This window comes from Pedobacter sp. Leaf250, assembly GCF_920984735.1.
Lineage (GTDB): Bacteria > Bacteroidota > Bacteroidia > Sphingobacteriales > Sphingobacteriaceae > Pedobacter.
The window spans coordinates 19,728-43,377 of record NZ_CAKLBU010000019.1 but is presented as its reverse complement, the minus strand read 5'-3'; the positions used below and the strand labels follow the sequence as shown (position 1 = coordinate 43,377).

Genomic DNA, 23,650 nt, shown 5'->3' with positions numbered 1-23,650 from the left:
AATCATGCCACAAATAGAAAAAAGAGATCAAATATCTTACGAGGAATTTATTAACCAATACTTAAAAAAAAGAAAACCTTTGGTGTTTAAGAATGCCTCAAAAGCATGGCCAAGCCACCAATTTGGTCCAGATTTTTTTAGTGATAAATTTGGTGATTATGTAATGGATTTTGAGGGAAAGAATTACAGCATCAACCAGATTCTTGAGTTGACCAAAAATAGTACTCCTGCAAATCCAGCTCCCTATCCAATCAGCTTTGAAATTCCACACGATTTACCCGAATTTATGGCTATGATTAAACCCATCCACATGAATTTTGCAACACCCAACTGGTTTGATTCTAAGATATTCCCTTTTGGTAAATTCGGAAAAAACGTGAATTTATTTTTTGGAGGCCAAGGAAATCAATACTCTTTACATAAAGATTTTTACCACACCAATGCCTGGATAACCCAACTATATGGCGAAAAGAAGTTTATTCTTTTCCCTGGGGATCAGGATGAGTATTTATATGCTGGTAGAAAAGGTTATGCAAACTTTCTATCGCCGGTAAACATTTTAAATCCAGATTTGGGTAAACATCCTAAGTTTAAATCAGCTCAATCCATCGAAGTTACGCTTGAACCTGGAGAAACCATTTTTGTACCCAATGGCATGTGGCATACCACAGTTGCTCTTGGTCAAAATATCTCCGTTATATATGATCAGCTAAATAGTACCAATTATAATGCTTGGCGAAAAGATATGTTTCACATTAAAAAAGAACAAAATTTTCCAAAGGCGGTTGCCAATTATGGCTTTGCGCTGATTGCAGGTACAATATGTAAAATTAGAGAATCAATCCAATAACATTTGTTAGTAATTTGACGGGCAATCCAAAATCATGATATAATAAGATGTAGGTTACTATAAATGATGGTCTTAAAGGGCTATTGGCTTAAAATAACGCATCATTTATCTTCGCGTTAATTCATTAACGAATTATAACCACAGATAAATTCACGTAAACTTATGAAAATAGCAGTAATTGGGACTGGCTATGTAGGCTTGGTAACGGGCACATGCTTAGCAGAAACGGGTAACGACGTAATATGCGTAGATATCAATGTTGCCAAGATAGAAAAAATGCAAAATGGTTTTTTACCCATATACGAGCCTGGCTTAGAACTGCTATTTAACCGCAATATTTCACAACAACGTCTAACATTTACTACTGATCTTGCTTCTGCAATTGAAAGTGCTCAAATTATCTTCATGGCTTTGCCAACGCCTCCAGGAGGTGATGGGGCTGCCGACCTTTCCTATATTTTAGGAGCTGCTAAAGATGTTGCAAACTTAATTACATCCTATAAAGTAATTGTAAATAAATCCACCGTACCTGTAGGTACTGCTGACAAGGTAAAAGCAATTTTTGAAAAACACACTAATATTGAAGTAGATGTGGTTTCAAACCCTGAATTTTTAAGGGAAGGTGTTGCGGTTGAAGATTTTATGAAACCAGATCGTGTAGTATTAGGGACTAGAAGCGAAAAGGCAAAAAAAATAATGACGGAATTGTATGCCCCATACGTTCGTCAGGGAAATCCAATTTTGTTTATGGATGAGAAATCATCAGAATTAACAAAATATGCAGCCAACTCATTTTTGGCAACCAAAATTACTTTTATGAACGAGATTGCAAACCTTTGTGAACTTGTTGGTGCTGATGTTGATTCGGTACGTAGAGGTATCGGTTCTGATGAGAGAATAGGAAAAAGATTTTTGTTTCCAGGTATTGGTTATGGTGGATCATGCTTCCCAAAAGATGTTCAAGCCTTGGTAAAAGCAGCTGATGAATATGTATATGATTTTGAAATACTAAAATCAGTGATGAACGTTAATGAACGCCAAAAGACAGTAATGGTAAATAAAGTTTTAAAGTACTACAACGGCGAGATTACAGGTAAACATTTCGCATTATGGGGCCTGGCTTTTAAACCAGAAACTGATGATATACGTGAAGCACCAGCATTATACATCATTGAAGCACTTTTAGAAAAAGGAGCTTCGGTGAGTGTATTTGATCCGGAAAGCATCGAAAATGTGAAAGCAATTTTTGGGGACCGAATTGTGTATGCACCTGACCAATATGAAGCCCTTCAAGCTGCCGACGCCTTATTGATTGCTACCGAATGGTCGTTATTCAGAAATCCAGACTTTAACAAAATTGCTTCTTTGATGAACGAAAGAGTCATATTCGATGGCAGAAACTTATTTGATCTTGAAAAAATGATCGACCTTGGTTATTATTACAATAGCATTGGTAGACAATTGATTACCAGGCCAAAAAACACGAATCAATTGCAAGCTCAAATTAATGAATTAGCATAATGACAAACGAAAGCAGCAGCGCTAAATCACCATCCATACAGCCGAAAAGAATATTAATTACAGGAGCAGCTGGCTTTTTAGGTTCCCATTTATGCGATCGTTTTATTCATGAAGGTTATCATGTTATTGGAATGGACAATCTCATCACTGGCGACCTTGCCAACATTGAGCATCTATTCGCCCGCGAAAACTTTGAGTTTTATCACCATGATGTTTCCAAGTTTGTTCATATCCCTGGAAATCTGGACTATATCCTGCATTTCGCTTCGCCGGCAAGTCCGATAGATTATCTGAAAATTCCTATCCAAACTTTAAAAGTTGGTTCTTTAGGCACTCATAATCTTTTAGGATTGGCAAGAGTGAAAAATGCCAGAATGCTGATTGCTTCAACTTCTGAAGTTTATGGCGATCCAAGTGTGAATCCGCAACCTGAGGAATATTGGGGAAATGTAAATCCTGTGGGGCCAAGAGGTGTTTATGATGAAGCCAAGCGTTTTCAAGAAGCCATTACCATGGCATATCATACTTTTCATGGTGTTGAAATCCGGATTATAAGAATTTTTAACACTTATGGCCCGCGTATGCGCCTGAATGATGGCAGGGTTTTACCTGCATTTATTGGGCAGGCATTACGAGGCGAAGATTTAACCATCTTCGGAGACGGTTCACAAACACGCTCATTTTGTTATGTAGATGATCTAATAGAAGGGATTTACAGATTGCTGCATAGCGATTATAGTCAGCCAATGAACATTGGTAATCCTGATGAAATTACGATCAAGCAATTTTGTGAAGAGATCATTAAACTGACCGGAACCACTCAAAAAATTGTTTATCACAATCTGCCGCAAGATGATCCAAAACAACGCAGACCAAATATTGAAAAGGCTAAATCAATTTTAGGCTGGGAGCCGAAGGTAAACCGGGTCGAAGGACTTAAACTTACTTATGCCTATTTCAAATCACTTTCTCAGGAATCTTTAGCGAAAATTGAACACAAGGATTTTGCAAATTATTATAAGTAAGGCCTGGCATGAACTTTAACATGGTTTTATATTTAATGAGGTGGTTCATAAGTAAATCTGGTAGAAAAGGGCTATTGGCCAACATTCCTCATATCGGTACTTTTACTTAAGGAAGTTTTTGACATTAAACCAAAAAATATTTATAATCTTTTTACCATAATCTATAAAATTGCATCTTTTCAATTTCTATTTTAGTTTCTTATTGTAATAAATAAACATTCATAGTGATAGCTCAAACTGAACTTATTGGTAAAAAAATTCTATACATTGGGGTTAAATTTTATTATTATCATGAACAATTAATTGATAAACTGGAAAAAAATTATGGTGCTGCCGTTACCTATTTTCCTGAACGAGACACGAGTATTATGTATGGTATTGTTAACCGATTAAAACCATCAAAATTAACGGCATATCAAGAACTTCATTATAAAAGAATTCTCAAACAAATTATCAATAAAAAATTTGACTATTTTCTTGTAATCAGAGGCTATAAAATGCCCACCTGGTTTGTAAAAAAGATAAAAGAAATCAATCCAGGAATAAAGACAATATATTATCAATGGGATTCGAACACGAATAGCCCATTCATGAACCAAGAACAAAAATATAATGTGCTGGCAGAATTTGACGCCAAATTTTCGTTCGATTATAAAGACGTACAGGATTATCCTGAACTAAGCTATTCGCCAACTTTCTATACAGATGAAATTATGGCAATGGGCGAACATCCTTCCAATACCATCAAATTCGATCTTTTTTACTTTGGATCATATTTACCTGAACGCTATACTGGCCTATTAAAATTCATGGAATTTGCGAAAGCAAATGATTACATACTGAAATCTCATTTCTATATGCCCATTCGATATTATATTATTGAGCGACTCAAGGGCACAAAAATCGATTTAAAATTGATCAAATTCAATAAGATGTCTCGTGAAGAATACATTTTAAATTTATCTCGATCCAAAACCATAATAGATGTAAGCAATGCTAAGCAAAGCGGAATGGCCATGCGTGTGCTTGATGCTTTAGGTTCAGGTAAAAAAGTAATTACCACTAATCAATGGGTAAAAAATGACCCGAGTTATGATCCCAATCAAATTGCAATAATTGATATAAGCGCCATAAAACTACCAATCAATTTTATTGAAGATAAAACTATCCTTTCTTTGAAAAAAGAATTTACAATGAATAAATGGATCGAACGTATATTTATCAAAAGTTTTAATTAGAGGGATGCATTCCATTATACAAATCAATTTATAAAATGAAATTATCCATTAAATGAAAATTCTACAAAAGCTAAGAAACATCCATTTTCTTTCCTTAATGGGAACTGGAGGCATGTCGGTGCTTACCTTTCTTTTAACGGCTATCCTTTATCGTTCGCTATCCATAAAAGAAATTGGCATCTGGTTCTTTTTTCAATCAATGCTATCATTTTTGGATACCTTTAGACAAGGTTTTTTATCAACTGCATTTGTTAAATTTTATGCTGGTTCATCTCCAGATCGAGGGCAGGAAGTGATAGGATCAACTTGGTTTATTGCGATCAATACAACTATTATTCTATTATTACTGAATATTCCCTTAATAGCCATCGTTTTCTATATAAAAGATGAAAGCTTACTATTTTTCGCTAAGTATTATTCATTAAATCTGATTTGCTCTTTACCAATGATTGTAACCATGTGCATTGCACAGGGCGATTTAAAATTTGGACGATTAATGTATATTAGGGTATTTCAGGTATCATTTTTAATTTTGTGTTTAGGTTTTTTAATACTAGCTAAGCATAACACACTAACCAACCTTATGTATATTAACATTTTAGCTGGTGGAATTACCAGTATGCTGTGTTTGATACTAGGTTGGTCTGGAATAAGGTATTTTGCAAACCGAACAAAAACATGCATCAAAGAAATATTTGATTTCGGTAAATATACGGTAGGTACATCGATAAGCTCGAGCCTTTTTGGTGTAACTGATACTTTTGTTATAAATTTTATGCTTGGACCATCATCATTGGCTGTTTACAATTTGGGGCGTAGGCTAATGGAGGTTGTAGAAATTCCTTTAAGAAGCTTTGTAGCTACAGCCATGCCAGCCTTATCTAGTGAATACAATCAAGGCAATAAACCTAAATTGATATCCACGATGGGGAAATACATTGGCATAATTACCATTGGTTTAATACCCTTTCTTATTGGAGCATTTATCTTTGCAGGTTATGCGTTAGCTATTATTGGTGGTGGTAAATATAATGGAACAGAAGCAGGTTCGATAGCCGTAAACATATTTAGAATCAGTGCTGTAGTAGCCTTATTATATCCTGCCGATCGGTTTTTAAGTGTAACATTAGATGCTATACACAAACCTCAAATAAATTTATATAAGGTTATTATTATGGTTGTTATAAACATAATAACAGATTTTGCAGGCATTTATATTTTCGGTAACATTTATGGATTGGTAGTTGGAACCTTTATACCCACATTGGTTGGTATTTTGATTTCATACTATTACATCAACAAAGGCTACCAAAACTTTTCAATTTTTAATAGTTATTTCATCAGTTTTATTGAAATCAAAAAATTTATTTCTAATGGATTTAAATCTCCTAAACCGATTTCAAATTGAACAAATTATACTTAAGCTATGACAACGATTTTTTCCGCACCTAAATGGGTTAGCCAATATGATTTTGCATTTAAAAGCATTAATGAGGTGCCACCAACATTTTTTTTGGAGATTAATCAAAAACTTACCGCACTACAAAGTCGCCCACCATTGGTTACTATATTAATTGCAGCTTGGAACGAGGAGCTTAATATCATTAGAAATATTGCTAGTTTAGCTGACTTAAAAACTCAATATGCAATTGAAATTATTGTTGTTAATAATAACTCTACAGATAAAACCCAACAAACACTTGATCAATTAAACATAACTACATTTTTTCAGAAGATTCAAGGTTGTGGACCTGCAAGACAATTGGGTATGGAAAATGCTAAGGGAAAATATATTTTACTCGCTGATGCAGACTGCGTTTATCCATCAAATTGGGTAGATAATATGATGTCAAAATTGGGCAAACCAGGTGTTGCTTGTGTATACGGAAGATATTCTTTTATTCCAGAGCCAGGCTTTCCACGCTGGAAGTTATATCTTTTAGAAAAAATGAAGGATGTGGCTGCAGAATTACGACAATTTAAACGTCCTTATCTGAATGCATTTGGAATCAGTATGGGTTATGTGAAAGAGTTTGGCTTGCAAGCTGGGTACATTATGCATAACACCCGAGGTGATGATGGCCGGTTATGTTTCGATTTAATGAAATTTGGGAAAGTTGAACCCATGCGTGTAAATGCAGCAAGAGCCTGGACTGCACCGCGTACATTGCAACGCGATGGTAATTTTACATCTGCTTTGATTTCTCGTTTAAGCTTAGAGGTGCGTAATTTAACAAGCCTATTTAAGCCCCACCCTGCACATGATACTAAAACCAGCAAAAACGAATAAAGCATGATTAACAATGACTTTTCAGCTATATCACTACTCATTACACATTATAACAGGCCTGGTTCTTTAGCGAATTTACTGCAAACACTAAAAAAGCATAATTGCAATTTTGGGGAAATTGTAGTTTCAGATGATGGTAGTAAGCCTATATTTCAAAACCAACTGCATCAGTTAAGACAAGAATATAATTTCAAATTAGTTGGTACAGAAATTAATCGTGGTTTAGGTAACAACTTAAATAAAGGCCAAGATGCGGTAACCCGACCATTTACCCTTTATTTGCAAGAGGATTTTGAACCGAGTGTGCTATTTCCTGATAAGCTACGTACGGCACTGGAAGCAATGGAGAAAGATTCAAGTCTTGATATTGTGAAGTTCTATGCTTATTTTGCCTTCCCCTACTTAAAACCCTATAGTAAAGATTTTGATGAAATGTATATTCCAACTTTAGCATTGGATTACGATAAGATCTATTTTTATACTGATCATCCTCATTTAAGACGATCCACATTCTTTTCAAAATTTGGCAGATATCCCGAAGGGATTAAAGGTGATATAACGGAATACAAAATGTGTATATCCTTTATCCAAAATAAAGGTAAAGGTATTTTCTATAAAGATTTCGCAAATTTACTTCATCAAAAAAATTCGGAAAATGAGCCGAGTACTATGCAGAGAGCAAACTGGAAGCAACGGCCAAACTTCTTAGTTAAAATACTGAGAGATACTTATCGCCAAGTAAAATATAATATGGACATTTTATTCATGCGCCCCTTAAAAAAATAATTACTTCACCTTTTTCGATCTGTATTGAAATCTCATCTCAATATTTTTGTAGGTCCATTGGGCAGCATAATAAATTACGATGAAATTAAGCGCAAACAGGTACCAATATGACGTTTCCGGCAATTTGAATATTCTAATAAAAATAACATTGAATATGCTGATAAATAAGGTATGTACCATGTAAATGGAATAAGAATATTTACCAAGCTTTTGGAATATCTCAATGCGACTAAAAACTTTTGATATCCAGCCCATTTCAAAAGAAAATACCAAAATTGAAACAAAAAACACAAGCTCGTATATAAATCCTATGAGTTTCAAGTAATCGCCTAGTGCAATAGAAATTGCAATTAATAAAAGCACTGTAATTTCAAGAACATTGAATAGCGATCGATTTAAGTTTAGGTATCTTGAATGCAAATATTTAAAACAGTATAGGCAAAAGGCACCGATGAAAAATCCAGTTAAACCGCGTAAAAATCCATAATCATATGTATAATCCAATTTTGATTTTCCTGTAATAAGATATATAAGCAAAGCTGATAGTAACGCAACAATCAAATATATTGTAGGCTTGATCCCCATTTTAACCTTGATGAATAAACAGACTATTCCAAACACTACATAACTAATTAATTCTGCACTTATTGACCAACTAACCATATTCCAACCAATATCACGAACATTTGGTAATTTGACGGAGTTGATTAAAAATAGAGAGGAGAAAAATGTAGTAATACTATTATCTAGTGAATTATTAATTTTCACATGATTTACTAAAACAAATTTGATTCCCTCAACTGCTAAAAACAGCAATAACATAAATAAATGCAAAGGATATATGCGTGCAATCCTTTTAAAAAGAAAAGATTTAAGAGCTGTACTGCTATTTATTTCCTGATAGGAATAACAAATAACAAAACCACTTAATACAAAGAAAAAATCAACAAACATATCCGCATTTTTGATAAAATCATTGTTCAATACGGGGGTATTAGAGAATGCACTCATGTGGTAAAATACAACCAAAGAGGCAAATATGCCTCTAAACATATCCAATACCAAAAAACGGTGCTTTATTTGTTCTTTCATTTTATACCAAGGTATTGGTTAAAAGCTTTTGATCAATTTCGATTAAGATTTCTCGATCTACAGCAATATCAAATTTCCTAGCAAAAAACATTTTCGATTCAGAAATGGCATCGAAATTTTTGGTTGTCAATATGATTGGATTAGGTAAGGAATCTTCCCAGGTAATCATTCTTAAATTATTATTTACTATATACTTTTGGTGTGGCGAGTTCATCAATAACGTTGCGATTAAAAACTCATCAGCAGCCCAGGTGTACTTCATGAAGCGCATTAACTTGTCGTTATTTTTAACATAATCATTCAGGTAAACTGCAGCATTTTTTGAAATAGACCACCAGCTAGAAACGCAGGTACCATACAATTTTGCAGAGATTGGAAATTTCCGTTTTGGCGTAACGTAATTGATCAAACGTTGAAGAAAATACTTTCCCCTAAACTTAAAATCGGTAAAATGATAGGTTTCATATCTTGATTTGGCATGTGCCCACCATTGCTCATTACCTTCCATATCATAGGATATAAAACTTTTGCCAATATTATCCTTAAAGAAATCTGCAATGATGTTCATTGGCTTTATTGGATAGTCTTGTGCACTTAACAAGTTATAAAATTCGTAGTTGATATTTTTTTGAATTACCTCATCTAAAGACTTAAAAATCGCTGTAACAAATTGAAATCCACCCCAATTGCACACTGTTCTATTGCTTATAAAATATACATTTGGCAGATCCTGAAGATATAGAAAATCCTTGATGTCAACTTTTTTATCAACATGAATATAAAAATCAAAATTAGGATATTCCATAGCATTTAACATCATCATGATCTGCTGCGGATTTTTATAGGCCATTATGATGTTAGCGATTTTCATATAAGGAGATTTTAGTTTTTTTTATAAATCTATACATCAGTGCTACCGAATTGCCCCAAGTGTGCGATCGGGCAAATGATTTTCTTTCGCTTGCGCTAACCTCACTATGCTCATTTAATAACTTTTGAATGCCATTAATATAACTTTCAACACCATCGGCCAGTACCACATGATGATTAAAAGGTTCCATAGCCTCTGTTTTAGTCGCAATTGTAGGTTTGCCTAAAGCTAAATATTCATCAATTTTTCGCGGGTAATTACCAATGGTTAAATCGTTCATTAATTGAGGATTAAAGCATACATCAAATTCATTGATGTAGTTCGGCAATTCAGTAACGGGTTGAGCGCCAATAAAATGAATATTAGCCTTTTGGTGAAGCTTACTTTCCTGAAAAGTAGCATCTTCTGGCCCTACTAAAACAATACTCCATTCTGGTTTTGCTTCAGCGATGTCATTAATGATCGAAATATCCAAGCGGGCAGATGTTAATACACCTACATAACCAATACGTGGATGTGGAATATTATCCAACTTAGCAACAACAGGGTTCAATTCAAAAGCATCGAACAAAGCAAAATCACAACCTTGGCCTACGTTAAATGAGTTGGCATTGTATTTTCTGCAATAGCTTTCTAAATACTTCGAATTGGTAAAACATAAATCGCTCTGCGCTATAATTTGAGGTTCGAGTTTCGAACCGTGCTTTTTATAATAACTTGTAGCGAGCATGTTATCACGAGAGTAATATATACTCAATTTTGGCTTGAGCAATGCTTTTAAATGAAAGCTTCTAAACATATCGCTATCATTGAATAAAACATCTACTTTGAAATTTATGTGCTCAATGGCACGATTGACAGCCGTAAAAATTCTTTTATTATTTAATTTATTAAGGCGATTGTAAAGCCAACCAGAAGGTAACCAGTTAATAGATTCGATTAAACAATCACAATCCAATACGTACAGATTATCTTTCACCTGGTTTAATACTGGTTTATCGCCAGAAATAACCGACATTTTACTTTTTACCAAATCGCTATCGGGTTCACGCCACCTAGTAATACGATCAAGAGGAGGATTAACATAGAGCACACGGTTGTTTTTTGAAAATTCTTCGGCTATGTTTTTGCAATTGCTTCCGATTTCAGTATCCCATCCTTGTTGCCCAACAATAATAATATCTAAATTTTCCATGTTTTGCTCGTTATGGATTAATGATATGTTTGGTAGCTACAGACCTTCTATTTGCGTTTTTAGAATGGATAAGCGAAATAATTTGGTAATAAATAAACTTAGGGATACCAATCAAAGATTTATAAATTCTTGCATCGATAGGTTGCCTTAATAGTGCAATAACAAAACCGATAATAAAAACAAGAATGGCTATAAACCATAATACTGCACCCATACTACCAATGGCTAGATTAATTAAAAAAAAGCAAACAGATAAGATTAAAAAAATAAATAAGGGTGGCCTTAACAAAATCAACCCAAATAAGAATTGATTTACACTCCAGTTTTTAAGACTTTGATTAATGATGGTGATACCAAATTTTGAGAAACGAAACCATGTATTAATCCATCGGGCCCTTTGATTTACCAATTGAGTTGAATTAGTAGTTTTTTCATCATAAACCATTGCATTCTCAGCAAAAGCTATGCGTTTATTTTTCACTAATATTTGTGCCTGAAGCACTTTATCAAAGCCAGCACCAGCAGGATCTATTTTTGCAATGCATTCTTGATATAGCCTAGATTCAAAAGCCATTCCTGATCCGGATAATGTTGCAGATGAGCCTAGTTTAAAAAGCAATTCGCCATCATAGAAATGATAATATAAGTCACGAGCAGCATCCAAACAGGCATAGGTGGTATTCAGATTTTTTGCTGCCCTTAACCCTTGAACAGCTTCATAACCTTGATCAAAAAAAACATTTAATTCATTTATATATTCAGAATGAGTAAGGTTATCGCTATCAATAATCGTAATGATATCATGATTTTTAATAAAATTATTGATTGCAAAATGGTGCGATTTAATATTACTTGCCAAAGTATGCGGTGGTTTAAGCAGAATTACTTTATCGGAAGGAAGTGCTAGGCCAGTAATATCACAATTATCTGCAACTACATATATTATATAATTCTCGTAATTTAATTGAAGTAATGAAGCCACAACTTGATTCAAAAATCCAGTTTGTTCATAAGCGGTAACAATAATTGCGTAATCAAATGATTTATTTGTGCTTATCAATTTTGATTTCTTAGCGACAAATAAAGAGAAGAATACCATGAACAATGGCAGCACTAAATTGTAGCCAATTAAAATTTGCAAAAAAATCCATAAAAAATTCAAAATACTAGTCATCATGATGAGGCTTTTGCGATTTTATATTATTAGTAGCCTTAAAAAAGGCATATATTAAACAGATAACACCTGGGAAAACAAATATTTCAAAAGGCATATTAAATAGTTAAATGTTCTTTAAGTGGCAGAAGATTTCTTTCCATATCCATTTGAGGGGATCTATAAATAAATGCCCAAGACAAGTACACAACAATGGCCGAAGGCATGGTATTCATTACCTCATTACCATAACTACAAAATAAAATCCCTCCAAAACCTGCAGTTAAGGCGATAAGTTTTATTCTGAGTTGCTTGTTTTGTATCATCCAGGTAATACCACAACACTTTCCTAAAATGAACATCATAATGGCGAACCAAATGGTTAGGCCTACCACACCGTACATCGCCCAAATTTTTACGAATAAACTGTCTGGCGGAAAAGAAGAAAGATAGGTTCCGCCGTTGTAAAGCATACCATTGTATCCTAAACTACCTAAACCACCACCAAATGGGCGGCTTTCCATATATTTTCTTAAATTTTGCTGGTTTATCAATCTTACATTTAGCGAGGCATCTTCGGGGTTAAGTGCTGTTCGTAACCTATAAATCTGATAGTTATTATCGCCAATATGCGTGAACATTAAAATACCTACAAAAAATGCTGCCAATGCACTTCCAAGCAGCATTGCCTTAAAATTCTTGCTTAAAAAGATAGCAAAAACTCCTCCAGCCAGTAAAGCGAAAAGCGCTCCTCTTGTTCCTGAAATAAGCATTCCGTAAATGCAAAAAGCAGAAGCGCTTAATAAGGCTAATCTTTTCCAAGCTTTCATTTCTCCAAAAGATAGAATAAGTGCCACTAAACCAATATGTGCCTGAGATGCCCCAAACTGTCCTGCATCAGTATAAAAAGAGAAAACTCTTAATCTACCCCACAGTAAGTGTGTCGCAGCATTTGCCTGCAAAAATTCATTTTCGCCAGCCGAGAGTCCAAAAAACAATTGTTTGATTCCATTTAGAGTTGCCAAAACTGAAAACGAAATGATTATAACCAGGAAAAGATTTAAATCTTTCTGTGATTTGAATATAATCAAACTAAGCCAAGTGATGATAAATGGATATAAAGCAATACTCCTTAATTCTGCTACCCAACCTATTATACTCGCTTCAGGGTTAAGGGCTTCCAGTAAACTTACACCAAACCAAATTAACAAACAGTAAAATAAATCATTATTAATACCCTTAAAAAAGGATTGTGGTGCATTAATTGCCACCGTAATAATAACCAAAACTATTAAACCTTCTACAAAAAATCCGTACGGTAAGCTTCCAATTTCACGAAATAGAAATCCGAATATAAAGCAATAAACTAAAAGAACGAATAATAAGCTTTTCTGCATGTTTGGCTTTGTGTTAAGAAGCTGCTAAAGCCTGATAAAATACCCAACCTGCAAATGTTTCTTGATGTTTAATATAAGTAATAAGCTTAAGTTGATCAGCCGAAATGGTATTTCCTGATTTAAAAACCAATACACTTTTGTCTACAAAAGTTAACCACTCCTTCGTGATATTCAAATCTTGCAAACTGTTAATATCGATAACAATATTATCAAATTGTAATTTCAGTTCTTCAAATGCACTTTTTAAATTATTTAAACTTTGTGTCTCTAATAAGGATCCTTTAGCTGCATTCTTAGTCATAATCGTAATCAAGTCTTCCGTTTGCAACTCTCTTTTAGCAATAAAATTTTGAAAACTTTGAGGATGTGCGATTTGCTTTTGGGACGATGTTACCAAAGGAAGTTCATCAGCAATTAACAAAGTTTTTCTGCCTACCATAGCAAATGAGTAAGCCAAATTATAAGCCAATTGAGTTTTTCCTTCTTTAGGAGATAAGCTGGAGATTCCTAATATTTGTTGATTATCATCATCTAATTTTTTGAGCAATTCAAAGCGAAGAGATCGAATATCATTTTTATACTTTTCATGAGCGTTTCCGCTACTTTCCTTATTCCAAATGAAACTTGGGTTTCGCTCATCATTGGTAATCTTACCAAAACCTCCTACAACTTCTGATTTGGTGAGTAAGCGTAAGTGATCAGCATCAGTAATTTTTTTGTCTAACAACACCAATAAAAATAAAATTCCAAAACAAAATGCAAAACCTCCAAAGCTAGATCCTATCACATAAAGTGCTTTTTTAGATTTTTCAGGCTTGCCTGGTAATCCAGCCTGCTCTACTTTCAAGTGCAATCCCAAAGTTTTGTTTGTTTTACTTTGATTGTATTGATCTAATGCAGCCATATACTCTTTGGTTGCAATGTCAGCATCACGCTCATAATTTTGAATATCTGCATCGTAAGGTACCATGCTTGCATACCTGCTCCTTAACGTACTTAAAGCCCTATCAATAGTACTTATACTACTTTTTGCTTGTTGTAAGGCAATTTCTAAATCTAATTTTTGCTGCACCAATGTTTGTTTGGATGTTCGAGGATCCAGCAAATTATCGTCAGAGTTGGCATTGCTTTTTGCTGATATTAATCTATTTAATGAATCTATCTTTTTTTGTCCAGAAGCTTTAAATCCCCCATCAATAAATGCATTATTAGCAGCCTCTAATTGCCGCTTTAAACCAACAATTATTCTGTTATCGACATTACTGCTACCCGCAATAAAAGCATCATTACCATTTAACTTACCAATAATAATTCTGATAGCTGCCTGGTTCGAAGCAATTGTTCTTGCTACATCAGCTCGTTGACTTTCGTATTTAGTAATTTCATTATAGACCGTAGCAGATTGCTCATTAAGATTAAGCACCCCTTTAGTTTTCTTAAAAGATGATAGAGAGGCATTTTTAGTATTCATATCGAACTCTTTAACCTTTAGTAGAGAATCTAATAGAGCTGCGGCATTACTTTGGTTTGTTGATACATCAGCACTATAAGTATTGATGCAAACTGCACTCAAACAATTAACCACAAAAGCAGATAGATTTGGATTCTCCGATATAAATGCAATGGTGATCAAATCGCTATTGCCAGCATGTGATATTTCCAATTTATTTCTCAGAGCCTCTTCGCCATAACCCATGCTTTCTGCCAAATCATAAATCTTATATTTACCATTATTATCTGCTAATGTTAGCAATGATTGGGTTGCTAATTTTTCCTTTAATAAGCGAATAATTTCACCACGACTGGCTTTATCAGAAGGTATTAATTGACTAGAATGATCTCTAAAAGAACGTTTCAGATTACTTAAATCATGTATTATCAAGTTATAGCTTAAGGTATTGATCATTCTTTTCATGCCAAACTTTTCAATAATATTAGCAAACTGTTGATTGACAGCAAAAAAATCTACAGTTTGATTACTGATTACTTTTTTGGATGGATCTAGTAATCCTGTTGAAATTTGCGACTCTGAATAGTATTGCTTAGGCATTCTTTTAACCAAAAGAAATGCAATTATTCCCACTAAAATTGGTGTACCAATGAGTATCCACTTATAATTTTTAATAAGCTTAAAAAATGATTTAATATCCATTAATTATATAAGTTATTTAACATCAGCCAACTCTTGGCCAATAATTTCCTCAAATAAATCTTTCGCCTTTAAAAAGTCAGACTCGGTTTGTATTTGTAAAGACATAGCCGAAGTTTGTGCAATACGTGATTCATTGTATACATCTAACGTTACCTGCCCTTTTTCAAACCTATATCTTGCACTCTCGGCAACACCTTTACTATCCTGAGCGCTTTTAGTGTACACTTTAAGTAGGCTCTTTTGCTGCAGATAATCATAATATCTTTTCTTTACTTCTACCACCAACTCGTTATCGAAATCTAATTGCTGAAACTTTGCAATCATATAATTGGCTTTAGCCTTTTTAACATTAAAGGGTTTCTGTAAAAACGAACCAAGATTGAAGTTCACACCTAACTGAAATCCATTAACATTATATGGATTGATTGGATCAATTACAGTTTTTCCTGGTGGACGATAAATGTAGGAAGCTCCAAATAAGTCTAAGTAAGACATTTTTGCTACATTAATGTCTTGCTTAAAACTTTCACTTGTAGCTTCTTGAACTTTTCGCTTAGCGTAGTTTTTTTTTGCCAAGGCGATGTATTTTTCTACATCGCTTTGATTAACTGAAGCAATAACTGTTTCTTGAGCGTTTACTTTGCTATTTAGAAAAAGTATGCAGATTATTATTGGGAAAAGATAGGATTTCATACTGAATATATTTAATAAATACTACACATCTTCTTTCTGGATTAGTGCAGGTAATGTTTTGAGAATAATTTTAAAATCTAATAAAATAGAATAGTTATTGGCGTAATAGTTATCCAATTCTTTGCGTTCACTTTCCGACATGTCTTTCTTTCCTCGGCGACTAATTTGCCATAGGCCAGTTAATCCAGCAGGACCATTAAAACGGGTAGACCATTTATTTGTAGTTAGTTGTTCGGCCTCATAAAGCGGTAAGGGCCTGTTGCCTACAAGAGACATATCACCCATTAAAACATTAACAAGCTGAGGCAACTCATCAATACTCGTTTTTCTTAAAAACTTTCCTACCCGGGTAATTCGCGGATCATTTGAAAATTTAACAAAAGCCGATTTTCCATTCTTTCCACCTTCATTTGCATATTGATTAAGGCCAGATAGCTGATCGATCATTTTATCAGCATCACTACGCATGGATCTAAACTTGTAAAAATCAAAAATTCGGTAACCAGCACCCACTCTTTTGCTTTTATAAACAACCGGACCTTTCGACTCCAATTTAACAAGTATGGCTACGAGGATAAAAAACGGAGATAAGAAGAATAGTGCAGTTCCTGAAACTACAATATCAAAAATACGCTTCGATAAAGGCATTTGATACCTATCTTCCATTACAGTGCTAAGCTCCAGCATACTGGGCTGAATAGACTTAAATTTTAATAAGAAATTGATCCTGTATATAAAATCCTGCTTGGGAAAAGGAAAGATATAATAATCATTTACTTTGAGCATCAACGATTTTCTCCTGTAAATGCTGCTCTCAACAGTCCCGATTAATACAATAATTAATCTTTTCAATACAGGATGATTGCGGATAAGAGATACCTGCTCGAAACACTTATCATTTCCATCCACCTCAATCATGATCATATCTGGCAAGCTTAAAAAGGTTTGCGCTTGAATATAACTATCAAAATCAGCAATAAAATCTAGATTTTTGAAATGATCGCCAATGTGATCGGCTACCTGTTGAGACAACAAATTACCATAATAGACCACCTTTACATTCGTAGGCTGTGGGTCAATTGCTGTAGGAGACATTAGGCAATTAGAGTGTTAATTTGGCTTTTTAATTTAGTAGGATTAAATGGCTTTTCCATATAACTATCTACCTTAAAAGTCATGTTCTTTACTTTCTCTTCCAGGTTTTCTTCTCCTGACAATAGCATTACAGGTGTATTTCTATACAGACCGCTTAGCTTTAGAATTTGTATAAACAAACTTCCATCAAAATAAGGCATTCTCAAACTTGATATGACCAAGTCCGGATCATTACCTTCTTCAAGCCAACTTAAGGCTTCAATACCATTTGTTTTGATGGTTAAATGATATTCAGAGGCCAAAATAAAATGAAGTAATTTGCCTAGATTTAAGCCGCCATCCACAATTAGTATGTGTTTCTTGCTTATACTTTTCCTAAAACTTTTTAATAATAGTTTTTTCATAAAATGAATGCTTAAAAATTAAAATTAACTGGTTTATAGATTAGCAACCTTTAGTAATTTTCAACCTGTGTAAAGTTGCGGTTAAGGACGATTTTGGACAATAGCCCAATAGGGCTAATATTGTAAAATGAGGTAAAAAAAGAAATAAAAAGCCCTAATAATGAGCATATTAATTACAAAATGAGAAACTATAAAATGAAGAGATATCGTCGAAACTCAGAATGAACCGGAAAGCTGAATCCGATTATAACAAGATCGATTTTAAGATCAAATGTGATCAGGGAAAATGTATTTTTTTTTTAATAAAGTGGCTGGGTTACCAACCATTACCGAATTATCTTCCACATCTTTAGTGATTACAGACCCTGCTCCGATAATTACATTATTACCAATTTTAATATCACCTATAATTACAACATTAACACCGATATCTACATTATTACCAATAACTGGTGCAGCACTACATGTGCCCGTTTCTGTTATTTTACAGCTGATGTTGGTTAATTGTCTCAGGTTACAATTCTCACCGATAATAGTTTTGCTTCCAATGACGGTTCCAAAACCATATTGTATCTTAAGCCCCTTGCCAATTCTTGCACCCGAATTCAGACCAATGTTAAATACCCATCCAATTAGAAATTTATAGAGGAGCAAATACCAAAAGAATATATACCTCAAGATTTGATGCTGATAAACCAATGATGATATTCTGAACAAAATCATAATCATCCTCGATTTAAAATTTCCTCTATTCTCCTGCCAATCTTGAAATATACCAGCCTTAAAAATGAGCCGATTATCTAACCACATTATTTTTTTTGTAAATCATATATATTGAAATGATTACTACCAAACGCAGTACCTTGCGAAGATGATTTAAATCATATACAAAAATAGAATTTGCAAAAAGGGTTTTCAATAGCCCTTAAATACCAAATAATGCGGTGTTTGAATATACTATACAGAAATTTATAGTTTATTTAGCTTCTACGAAAATCGGTGTTTCAGTAACCTCAAGTTGTATGATCCCATTTTTGGTATCAACAATTCTACTATTCATTTGAGTTTGACCAACTGCAAGTGTATATATGACAGCTTGTTTTGCTGAGCCTAAATTCAAATTGTAACCTGCAGTACGACCAATTTCATCTGGAATAGTAAGTACATACATCTTTTTATCATTTAAAGCATAAACATCTACAATAGGATCACTTTTAAGTGAAGATTGATAGTGATACTCTCCTAATAACTTATTGCTTTGTAATATGTAATCAGCAGACGGCCGCTTGGTACGGTCTGGATTGATAAAACCTGATGAGGAATACTGCGTCCAACTATTTACGTCAACATTATCTAACATATAAAAAATACATTTAGAAATTCCCGTTCGTGCATAAAGTAAGGATGTACGTAAATTCCAGTCTGCTTGTGTTATTAAGGAACTTTTATTTCCGATTTTGATAGCGCGTTGAGGCGTATGTTCTCCTATATCATAGCCAGTTTCAGTTACCCAAACTGGAATATTTGCTGCAGATTTTTTAGCCATAGCTGAAAATTGATTGGCTACTGATTTTAGATTGGAAAGCTCAGGAGCCATTCCTTTGGTTGCATTACCACTATTTTTAAAAGCATCATTAGAATAGAGATGATAGTTGATTACATCAAAACATAGATTAATTTCACCATTAGGTTTTTTTCCACGATTAGCGGCGCACCAGTTGATCATTTTCTCAACAAAGCCTGGGTTAGCCTCTGCCAAACCGCCCATTACCACGATCATGTTCGGATCGGCATTTTTAATGCCTATACCTTTACCCAACTTACCTAAATGACCATCATAAAAGGCTGATAGGTTAGCGGCATATTCCTCAGGAGATTGTTTTGCTAAATCACCCTTCCACCACTTATCCCGTTCATTATCACATTCTATATATTTTACTAAATTTAAACCAACCTTTTTAATATTTCTAGTATCGTCTCTCCAACGAAGAGTTGGATCAATTAAGAGTAAAGTAGTATCGACTTTAGTATTTGATCCATACCTAGCAGCCAACTGAAAGCCAACCCTCGCCTGTTTGATATAGCTTTCTGGTTTGCTCCTATCTAAACCGTAAGGAGCAGGTACATTTTCTGGATCTCTTTGGTTTGCTGGATATGAAGAAAGTAACCAACTTGGGCATGTTTTAAGATCTATTAAAACATATTTACCAGCTTTTTTCATTTCAGCATAAATAGCATCATAGTCCCAACCTCCATTGTGTGCCGGACTAAATGAAAACACACCATCTTTTAATTCAATTCTTTCCCAATCTAAATAATGTCTTATCCCGCCAAATGCCTTAACTGTTTTTATTTTTGCCTGATCTATTCGCTCGTGTGCAACGTCTGAAGATACATCCCATTCAAAAGCATTGACACCTAAATATTCTTTAAACGCAATACCGGTGCTGGGAAGATTTGATGATCTAACCCAATTCAGCGACTGATCTTCTACAGCGATTGATCTTTTACAGGAATTTGATATAACCACTGTAGATAAACAGGTAATAATTAGAACAGATTTAAACATTTCGGGAGATTTGCGTCTAAAATAGCAAATTTGATCGTCTTATTAACAAATTTCTAAAAAGATTTAGCTACTAAACAGCCTCACCGAGAACAAAAATGGTTTGTTTATTATCTAATAGGAAGATAAATTCTGTTACACCTTTAATCTTGATGTTCTTTATGATTTTAACAACACGACCTTTAGATTCATATTCATCAATTATTTCATCACCAACTTGTATTCTATTTAATTTAATTACGCAAGTATAGAAATCTAATTGAATCATAATAAAACACTTAAGTAAAGTTCCTAATAACGAAGACTGTCGGCATTTACTAACAAGCTGTTTTCGAATAAGGAAAGATACAATACCATTCACAATATTTATACCAAATATTTGCTAGCTTGATAGATACTTGCCATTTTTAAGAGTAGCATTCTGCACGGTCGCAATGATCAAAAGTATAAATGATGAAAAAATGCATATTAATTATAGTTATATTCTTTAAATTTATTTAACGCTTCAATTTTATTTTGAACATGCAATCTCCTATATATATTTTTACAATGATTTTTAACTGTATTTGGACTGATAAAAAGTTGATCCGAAATTTCTTTATACAACAGACCTTTACTTAAAAGTGATAATACTTCCAATTCCCTTACACTCAAACCCAAGTCAACTTTTTTATTGCAAGCATCTTTATTTTGAAGCAAGCCAATAACTTTACGAGCGATGAATGGGCTCATGGGAGAACCTCCTTCATATAAATCAATCAATGCATCATGGATTTCAGCAGTGGTAGACCCTTTAATTATGTACCCTGCAGCACCTGCCTTAAGTGCACTAAATATTTTTTCATCATTTTGAAAACCAGTGCACATTAAAAACTGTGTGTTTAAATGATTGTTTCTAGTTTCCAAAATAACATCAATGCCTGATTTATTTTTAAGCTTAATATCAACAATAACAATGTCGGGAGTATTTCCTGGTAGGCATTCTATTGCCTCTTCTGCCGTAGCATAAATACCTTTGATTTGGAAAGAATCATTTTCCTTGATGGCATTTACCAGACTGGCACGATAATAATCGTGATCTTCAATTATTGAAATCGAAATCATACAGTTAGCTATTTTAATTTTTATATTCCTAAGCCACCGACGTTAAAAAATCTTCATTACCATGAACATTTAAAATCTTATAAGACAGATTATAACATTTTCTAAAAATAACGAAAAAAAAATATAGGGGCGACAAAAATTCATTATCGTAATAATAAACTAACGCAAAAATATACAATAATTATTCACCGTCAAGGTTTACTTAGGTACTTTTAAATCAACATTTTATAATTTAGTGTACTACTTTTTTATCATGTGAATACTTACAAAAAATTACATAAATACTACTACAAAATAGTAAATTTACAGTTTGTATTCGCATTATTAATACTACAATATTTTATTATTTTGTTCAATTTAGTTGATTGACTTACATATACTTATTATGAATCTAGCCTACACCGCTTTATACGAAATCAATATTTACTCTATTTTTTTAGTTATAATTCTGTTCATTTTGTTCATTTATTTGACCATTCAATTTTATTTTAGTTCAAACCTTTACAAGAAAAACCTTCGAAATCAGCGTAATTTGATCAATCTGGAGCGTGAAAGAATCAGTAGCGAGATTCATGATGAAATAGGATCAGGCTTAACAGCTATTAAATTATATGCAGAACATGCAAGTAAATCTAAATCAGATGTCAAAGAAATTCAAATTTTAAAAGGAATGATAGATGAAATTTCTCAAAAAATAAATGAGATTATATGGAGCACAAATTCGGAAAACGACCATTTAGAAAGCTTAGTTTATTTTATTGAAGATCAAGTGCGTCAATTATTTAAGCACAGTAAAATCTATTTTCAATCCGAGATAGAACAAAATATCCCCGAAACTAAAATTGATAACCAAGGAAAAAGAGAGTGTTACCTGCTTATTAAAGAAATAGCGCATAATGCGCTAAAACACTCAAAAGCATCTAAGTTTAAACTCACCATTTATTTTAATGCCAATGACATGATTATTACTGTAAAGGATAATGGTATAGGATTTGATTTTAAGCAGAACACAGGAAAGGGAATGGGACTGGAAAATATTCGAAACAGGGCAGAACGGATCAACGGCACAATAACCATCGAACAATATAAGGGCACCATGATTAGTGTAAAAATTCCATTAAAAGCAGACTTCGTGATTGGTTAAATAATATTAAAAATACTTCGACCTGTGCTATCCGTATCGATATGACTCATAATTAAATTTTGAAGAGCAGACTAATCCTAAATAAAATTTTTAAGATTAGTCGCTATAATTGCAAATTCTATTGTCACATCTTAAGAGTATGCAAACCTTAATGTATCGTTGTATTTATTTAACCAATTTAAGCAGATAACTGCCATAACCGCTCTTTACAAGCGGCGTTGCTATTGCCGTTAACTGTTCTCCATTGATGAAACCCATACGATAAGCAATTTCTTCTATACAGCCAATTTTCAATCCCTGGCGTTCTTCAATAATTTGAACAAATTCTCCAGCTTGCATTAGGGAAGCAAAAGTACCTGTATCTAACCAGGCAGTTCCACGACTTAATACCCCAACTTTTAATTTACCACGTTCTAAATAAACACGGTTTACATCTGTAATTTCATATTCTCCACGAGGCGATGGTTTTATGTTTTTGGCAATTTCTACCACTTCATTATCATAAAAATATAAACCAGGAACGGCATAGTCCGATTTAGGCGTTACAGGTTTTTCTTCGATAGAAATTGCTTTTTTATTTTCATCAAATTCTACTACGCCATAACGTTCTGGATCTGAAACCTGATAAGCAAATACAACCCCACCGTCAGGATCAGAACTGGCCTGTAAAAGCTTTGCCATCCCATCGCCATGGAATATATTATCTCCTAAAACAAGTGCTACCTTATCATGGCCGATAAAGTCTGCACCAATAACAAAGGCCTGTGCCAAACCATTTGGTTCTACCTGAACAGCATAGCTGAACTTACAGCCCAATGAAGCTCCATCACCTAAGAGTTTTTCAAAATTTGGCAGATCGTGAGGTGTGGAAATAATCAGGATTTCTTTTATGCCAGCCAACATTAATGTTGATAATGGATAGTAAATCATCGGCTTATCATAAACCGGCATCATTTGTTTGCTACAAGCAAGTGTTAAAGGATGCAAGCGAGTTCCACTTCCACCAGCTAATATTATACCTTTCATCAGATTTTAGATTTTAGATTTTAGATTTTAGACTGAAGCCGACAAATC

22 protein-coding genes are annotated in these 23,650 nt (G+C 33.7%); 8 read left to right on the top strand and 14 right to left on the bottom strand.

Going from position 1 to position 23,650, the window contains the following annotated elements:
* Positions 1–4 precede the first annotated feature (4 nt).
* The 7 genes from LUA91_RS16255 (at position 5) to LUA91_RS16225 (ending at position 7,710) form a co-directional block, all read left to right on the top strand.
* On the top strand, positions 5–850 hold the full coding sequence (locus LUA91_RS16255; RefSeq protein ID WP_231427171.1) for a cupin-like domain-containing protein: 846 nt from the start codon (positions 5–7) through the stop codon (positions 848–850).
* A gap of 162 nt (positions 851–1,012) precedes the next feature.
* The gene (locus tag LUA91_RS16250) at positions 1,013–2,371 is read left to right on the top strand and encodes a UDP-glucose/GDP-mannose dehydrogenase family protein (protein WP_231427170.1); all 1,359 of its coding nucleotides are present in this window, start codon (positions 1,013–1,015) and stop codon (positions 2,369–2,371) included.
* Between the two features lie 35 nt (positions 2,372–2,406).
* A complete protein-coding gene (locus LUA91_RS16245; RefSeq protein WP_231427212.1) occupies positions 2,407–3,396 on the top strand; it encodes a UDP-glucuronic acid decarboxylase family protein in 990 nt (329 codons plus the stop codon).
* A gap of 224 nt (positions 3,397–3,620) precedes the next feature.
* The gene (locus LUA91_RS16240) at positions 3,621–4,634 is read left to right on the top strand and encodes a hypothetical protein (protein ID WP_231427169.1); all 1,014 of its coding nucleotides are present in this window, start codon (positions 3,621–3,623) and stop codon (positions 4,632–4,634) included.
* Between the two features lie 52 nt (positions 4,635–4,686).
* On the top strand, positions 4,687–6,042 hold the full coding sequence (locus LUA91_RS16235) for a lipopolysaccharide biosynthesis protein (protein WP_231427168.1): 1,356 nt from the start codon (positions 4,687–4,689) through the stop codon (positions 6,040–6,042).
* 18 nt (positions 6,043–6,060) lie between these two features.
* Positions 6,061–6,924, top strand: a complete 864-nt coding sequence (locus LUA91_RS16230; protein ID WP_231427167.1) for a glycosyltransferase family A protein — start codon at positions 6,061–6,063, stop codon at positions 6,922–6,924.
* A gap of 3 nt (positions 6,925–6,927) precedes the next feature.
* Entirely contained in the window at positions 6,928–7,710 is a 783-nt protein-coding gene (locus tag LUA91_RS16225; protein ID WP_231427166.1) for a glycosyltransferase, read from the top strand.
* Here the strand turns inward: LUA91_RS16225 and LUA91_RS16220 are convergent, their stop codons facing one another.
* The 13 genes from LUA91_RS16220 to LUA91_RS16160 all read right to left on the bottom strand — a co-directional run bounded on the left by LUA91_RS16220 (position 7,711) and on the right by LUA91_RS16160 (position 21,432).
* The gene (locus LUA91_RS16220) at positions 7,711–8,802 is read right to left on the bottom strand and encodes an acyltransferase (protein ID WP_231427165.1); all 1,092 of its coding nucleotides are present in this window, start codon (positions 8,800–8,802) and stop codon (positions 7,711–7,713) included.
* Between the two features lies 1 nt (position 8,803).
* On the bottom strand, positions 8,804–9,673 hold the full coding sequence (locus LUA91_RS16215; protein ID WP_231427164.1) for a beta-1,6-N-acetylglucosaminyltransferase: 870 nt from the start codon (positions 9,671–9,673) through the stop codon (positions 8,804–8,806).
* Positions 9,660–10,868, bottom strand: a complete 1,209-nt coding sequence (locus LUA91_RS16210) for a glycosyltransferase (protein ID WP_231427163.1) — start codon at positions 10,866–10,868, stop codon at positions 9,660–9,662. The genes LUA91_RS16215 and LUA91_RS16210 overlap by 14 nt, the downstream gene beginning before the upstream one ends.
* Before the next feature lie 10 nt (positions 10,869–10,878).
* Positions 10,879–12,045: a glycosyltransferase gene (locus LUA91_RS16205; protein WP_231427162.1), complete on the bottom strand. Its 1,167-nt coding sequence runs from the start codon at positions 12,043–12,045 to the stop codon at positions 10,879–10,881.
* 95 nt (positions 12,046–12,140) lie between these two features.
* Positions 12,141–13,418 (bottom strand): O-antigen ligase, encoded by a 1,278-nt coding sequence (locus LUA91_RS16200; RefSeq protein ID WP_231427161.1) that lies wholly within the window; start codon positions 13,416–13,418, stop codon positions 12,141–12,143.
* A gap of 13 nt (positions 13,419–13,431) precedes the next feature.
* Positions 13,432–15,570, bottom strand: coding sequence for a lipopolysaccharide biosynthesis protein (locus LUA91_RS16195; RefSeq protein ID WP_231427160.1), 2,139 nt, complete (start codon positions 15,568–15,570; stop codon positions 13,432–13,434).
* Between the two features lie 12 nt (positions 15,571–15,582).
* Complete coding sequence (locus LUA91_RS16190) at positions 15,583–16,263, bottom strand: TolC family protein (protein WP_231427159.1); 681 nt, start codon at positions 16,261–16,263, stop codon at positions 15,583–15,585.
* A 21-nt stretch (positions 16,264–16,284) separates the two neighbouring features.
* Complete coding sequence (locus LUA91_RS16185; protein WP_231427158.1) at positions 16,285–17,358, bottom strand: sugar transferase; 1,074 nt, start codon at positions 17,356–17,358, stop codon at positions 16,285–16,287.
* The gene (locus tag LUA91_RS16180; protein WP_231427157.1) at positions 17,358–17,762 is read right to left on the bottom strand and encodes a PleD family two-component system response regulator; all 405 of its coding nucleotides are present in this window, start codon (positions 17,760–17,762) and stop codon (positions 17,358–17,360) included. Before LUA91_RS16180 ends, LUA91_RS16185 begins: the two co-directional genes overlap by 1 nt.
* A gap of 267 nt (positions 17,763–18,029) precedes the next feature.
* Positions 18,030–18,572: a serine O-acetyltransferase gene (locus tag LUA91_RS16175; RefSeq protein ID WP_231427156.1), complete on the bottom strand. Its 543-nt coding sequence runs from the start codon at positions 18,570–18,572 to the stop codon at positions 18,030–18,032.
* Between the two features lie 166 nt (positions 18,573–18,738).
* Positions 18,739–20,331 (bottom strand): hypothetical protein, encoded by a 1,593-nt coding sequence (locus LUA91_RS16170; protein ID WP_231427155.1) that lies wholly within the window; start codon positions 20,329–20,331, stop codon positions 18,739–18,741.
* Positions 20,332–20,401: 70 nt separating this feature from the next.
* A complete protein-coding gene (locus LUA91_RS16165) occupies positions 20,402–20,596 on the bottom strand; it encodes a hypothetical protein (protein ID WP_231427154.1) in 195 nt (64 codons plus the stop codon).
* 200 nt (positions 20,597–20,796) lie between these two features.
* Positions 20,797–21,432: a response regulator gene (locus LUA91_RS16160; RefSeq protein ID WP_231427153.1), complete on the bottom strand. Its 636-nt coding sequence runs from the start codon at positions 21,430–21,432 to the stop codon at positions 20,797–20,799.
* Between the two features lie 457 nt (positions 21,433–21,889).
* Here LUA91_RS16160 and LUA91_RS16155 point away from each other — a divergent pair, with 457 nt between their 5' ends.
* Entirely contained in the window at positions 21,890–22,576 is a 687-nt protein-coding gene (locus LUA91_RS16155; RefSeq protein ID WP_231427152.1) for a sensor histidine kinase, read from the top strand.
* A 165-nt stretch (positions 22,577–22,741) separates the two neighbouring features.
* Here the strand turns inward: LUA91_RS16155 and rfbA are convergent, their stop codons facing one another.
* Entirely contained in the window at positions 22,742–23,602 is an 861-nt protein-coding gene (gene rfbA, locus LUA91_RS16150) for a glucose-1-phosphate thymidylyltransferase RfbA (RefSeq protein ID WP_231427151.1), read from the bottom strand.
* Between the last annotated feature and the right edge of the window lie 48 nt (positions 23,603–23,650).

What these genes read in the sequence shown, in the direction of transcription:
- LUA91_RS16255 (WP_231427171.1), top strand. Translation starts at nt 5, where the DNA reads ATGCCACAAATAGAAAAAAGAGATCAAATATCTTACGAGGAATTTATT.
- LUA91_RS16250 (WP_231427170.1), top strand. Translation starts at nt 1,013, where the DNA reads ATGAAAATAGCAGTAATTGGGACTGGCTATGTAGGCTTGGTAACGGGC.
- LUA91_RS16235 (WP_231427168.1), top strand. Translation starts at nt 4,687, where the DNA reads ATGAAAATTCTACAAAAGCTAAGAAACATCCATTTTCTTTCCTTAATG.
- LUA91_RS16230 (WP_231427167.1), top strand. Translation starts at nt 6,061, where the DNA reads ATGACAACGATTTTTTCCGCACCTAAATGGGTTAGCCAATATGATTTT.
- LUA91_RS16225 (WP_231427166.1), top strand. Translation starts at nt 6,928, where the DNA reads ATGATTAACAATGACTTTTCAGCTATATCACTACTCATTACACATTAT.
- LUA91_RS16220 (WP_231427165.1), bottom strand. Translation starts at nt 8,802, where the DNA reads ATGAAAGAACAAATAAAGCACCGTTTTTTGGTATTGGATATGTTTAGA.
- LUA91_RS16215 (WP_231427164.1), bottom strand. Translation starts at nt 9,673, where the DNA reads ATGAAAATCGCTAACATCATAATGGCCTATAAAAATCCGCAGCAGATC.
- LUA91_RS16210 (WP_231427163.1), bottom strand. Translation starts at nt 10,868, where the DNA reads ATGGAAAATTTAGATATTATTATTGTTGGGCAACAAGGATGGGATACT.
- LUA91_RS16205 (WP_231427162.1), bottom strand. Translation starts at nt 12,045, where the DNA reads ATGATGACTAGTATTTTGAATTTTTTATGGATTTTTTTGCAAATTTTA.
- LUA91_RS16200 (WP_231427161.1), bottom strand. Translation starts at nt 13,418, where the DNA reads ATGCAGAAAAGCTTATTATTCGTTCTTTTAGTTTATTGCTTTATATTC.
- LUA91_RS16195 (WP_231427160.1), bottom strand. Translation starts at nt 15,570, where the DNA reads ATGGATATTAAATCATTTTTTAAGCTTATTAAAAATTATAAGTGGATA.
- LUA91_RS16190 (WP_231427159.1), bottom strand. Translation starts at nt 16,263, where the DNA reads ATGAAATCCTATCTTTTCCCAATAATAATCTGCATACTTTTTCTAAAT.
- LUA91_RS16185 (WP_231427158.1), bottom strand. Translation starts at nt 17,358, where the DNA reads ATGTCTCCTACAGCAATTGACCCACAGCCTACGAATGTAAAGGTGGTC.
- LUA91_RS16180 (WP_231427157.1), bottom strand. Translation starts at nt 17,762, where the DNA reads ATGAAAAAACTATTATTAAAAAGTTTTAGGAAAAGTATAAGCAAGAAA.
- LUA91_RS16175 (WP_231427156.1), bottom strand. Translation starts at nt 18,572, where the DNA reads ATGTGGTTAGATAATCGGCTCATTTTTAAGGCTGGTATATTTCAAGAT.
- LUA91_RS16170 (WP_231427155.1), bottom strand. Translation starts at nt 20,331, where the DNA reads ATGTTTAAATCTGTTCTAATTATTACCTGTTTATCTACAGTGGTTATA.
- LUA91_RS16165 (WP_231427154.1), bottom strand. Translation starts at nt 20,596, where the DNA reads ATGATTCAATTAGATTTCTATACTTGCGTAATTAAATTAAATAGAATA.
- LUA91_RS16160 (WP_231427153.1), bottom strand. Translation starts at nt 21,432, where the DNA reads ATGATTTCGATTTCAATAATTGAAGATCACGATTATTATCGTGCCAGT.
- rfbA (WP_231427151.1), bottom strand. Translation starts at nt 23,602, where the DNA reads ATGAAAGGTATAATATTAGCTGGTGGAAGTGGAACTCGCTTGCATCCT.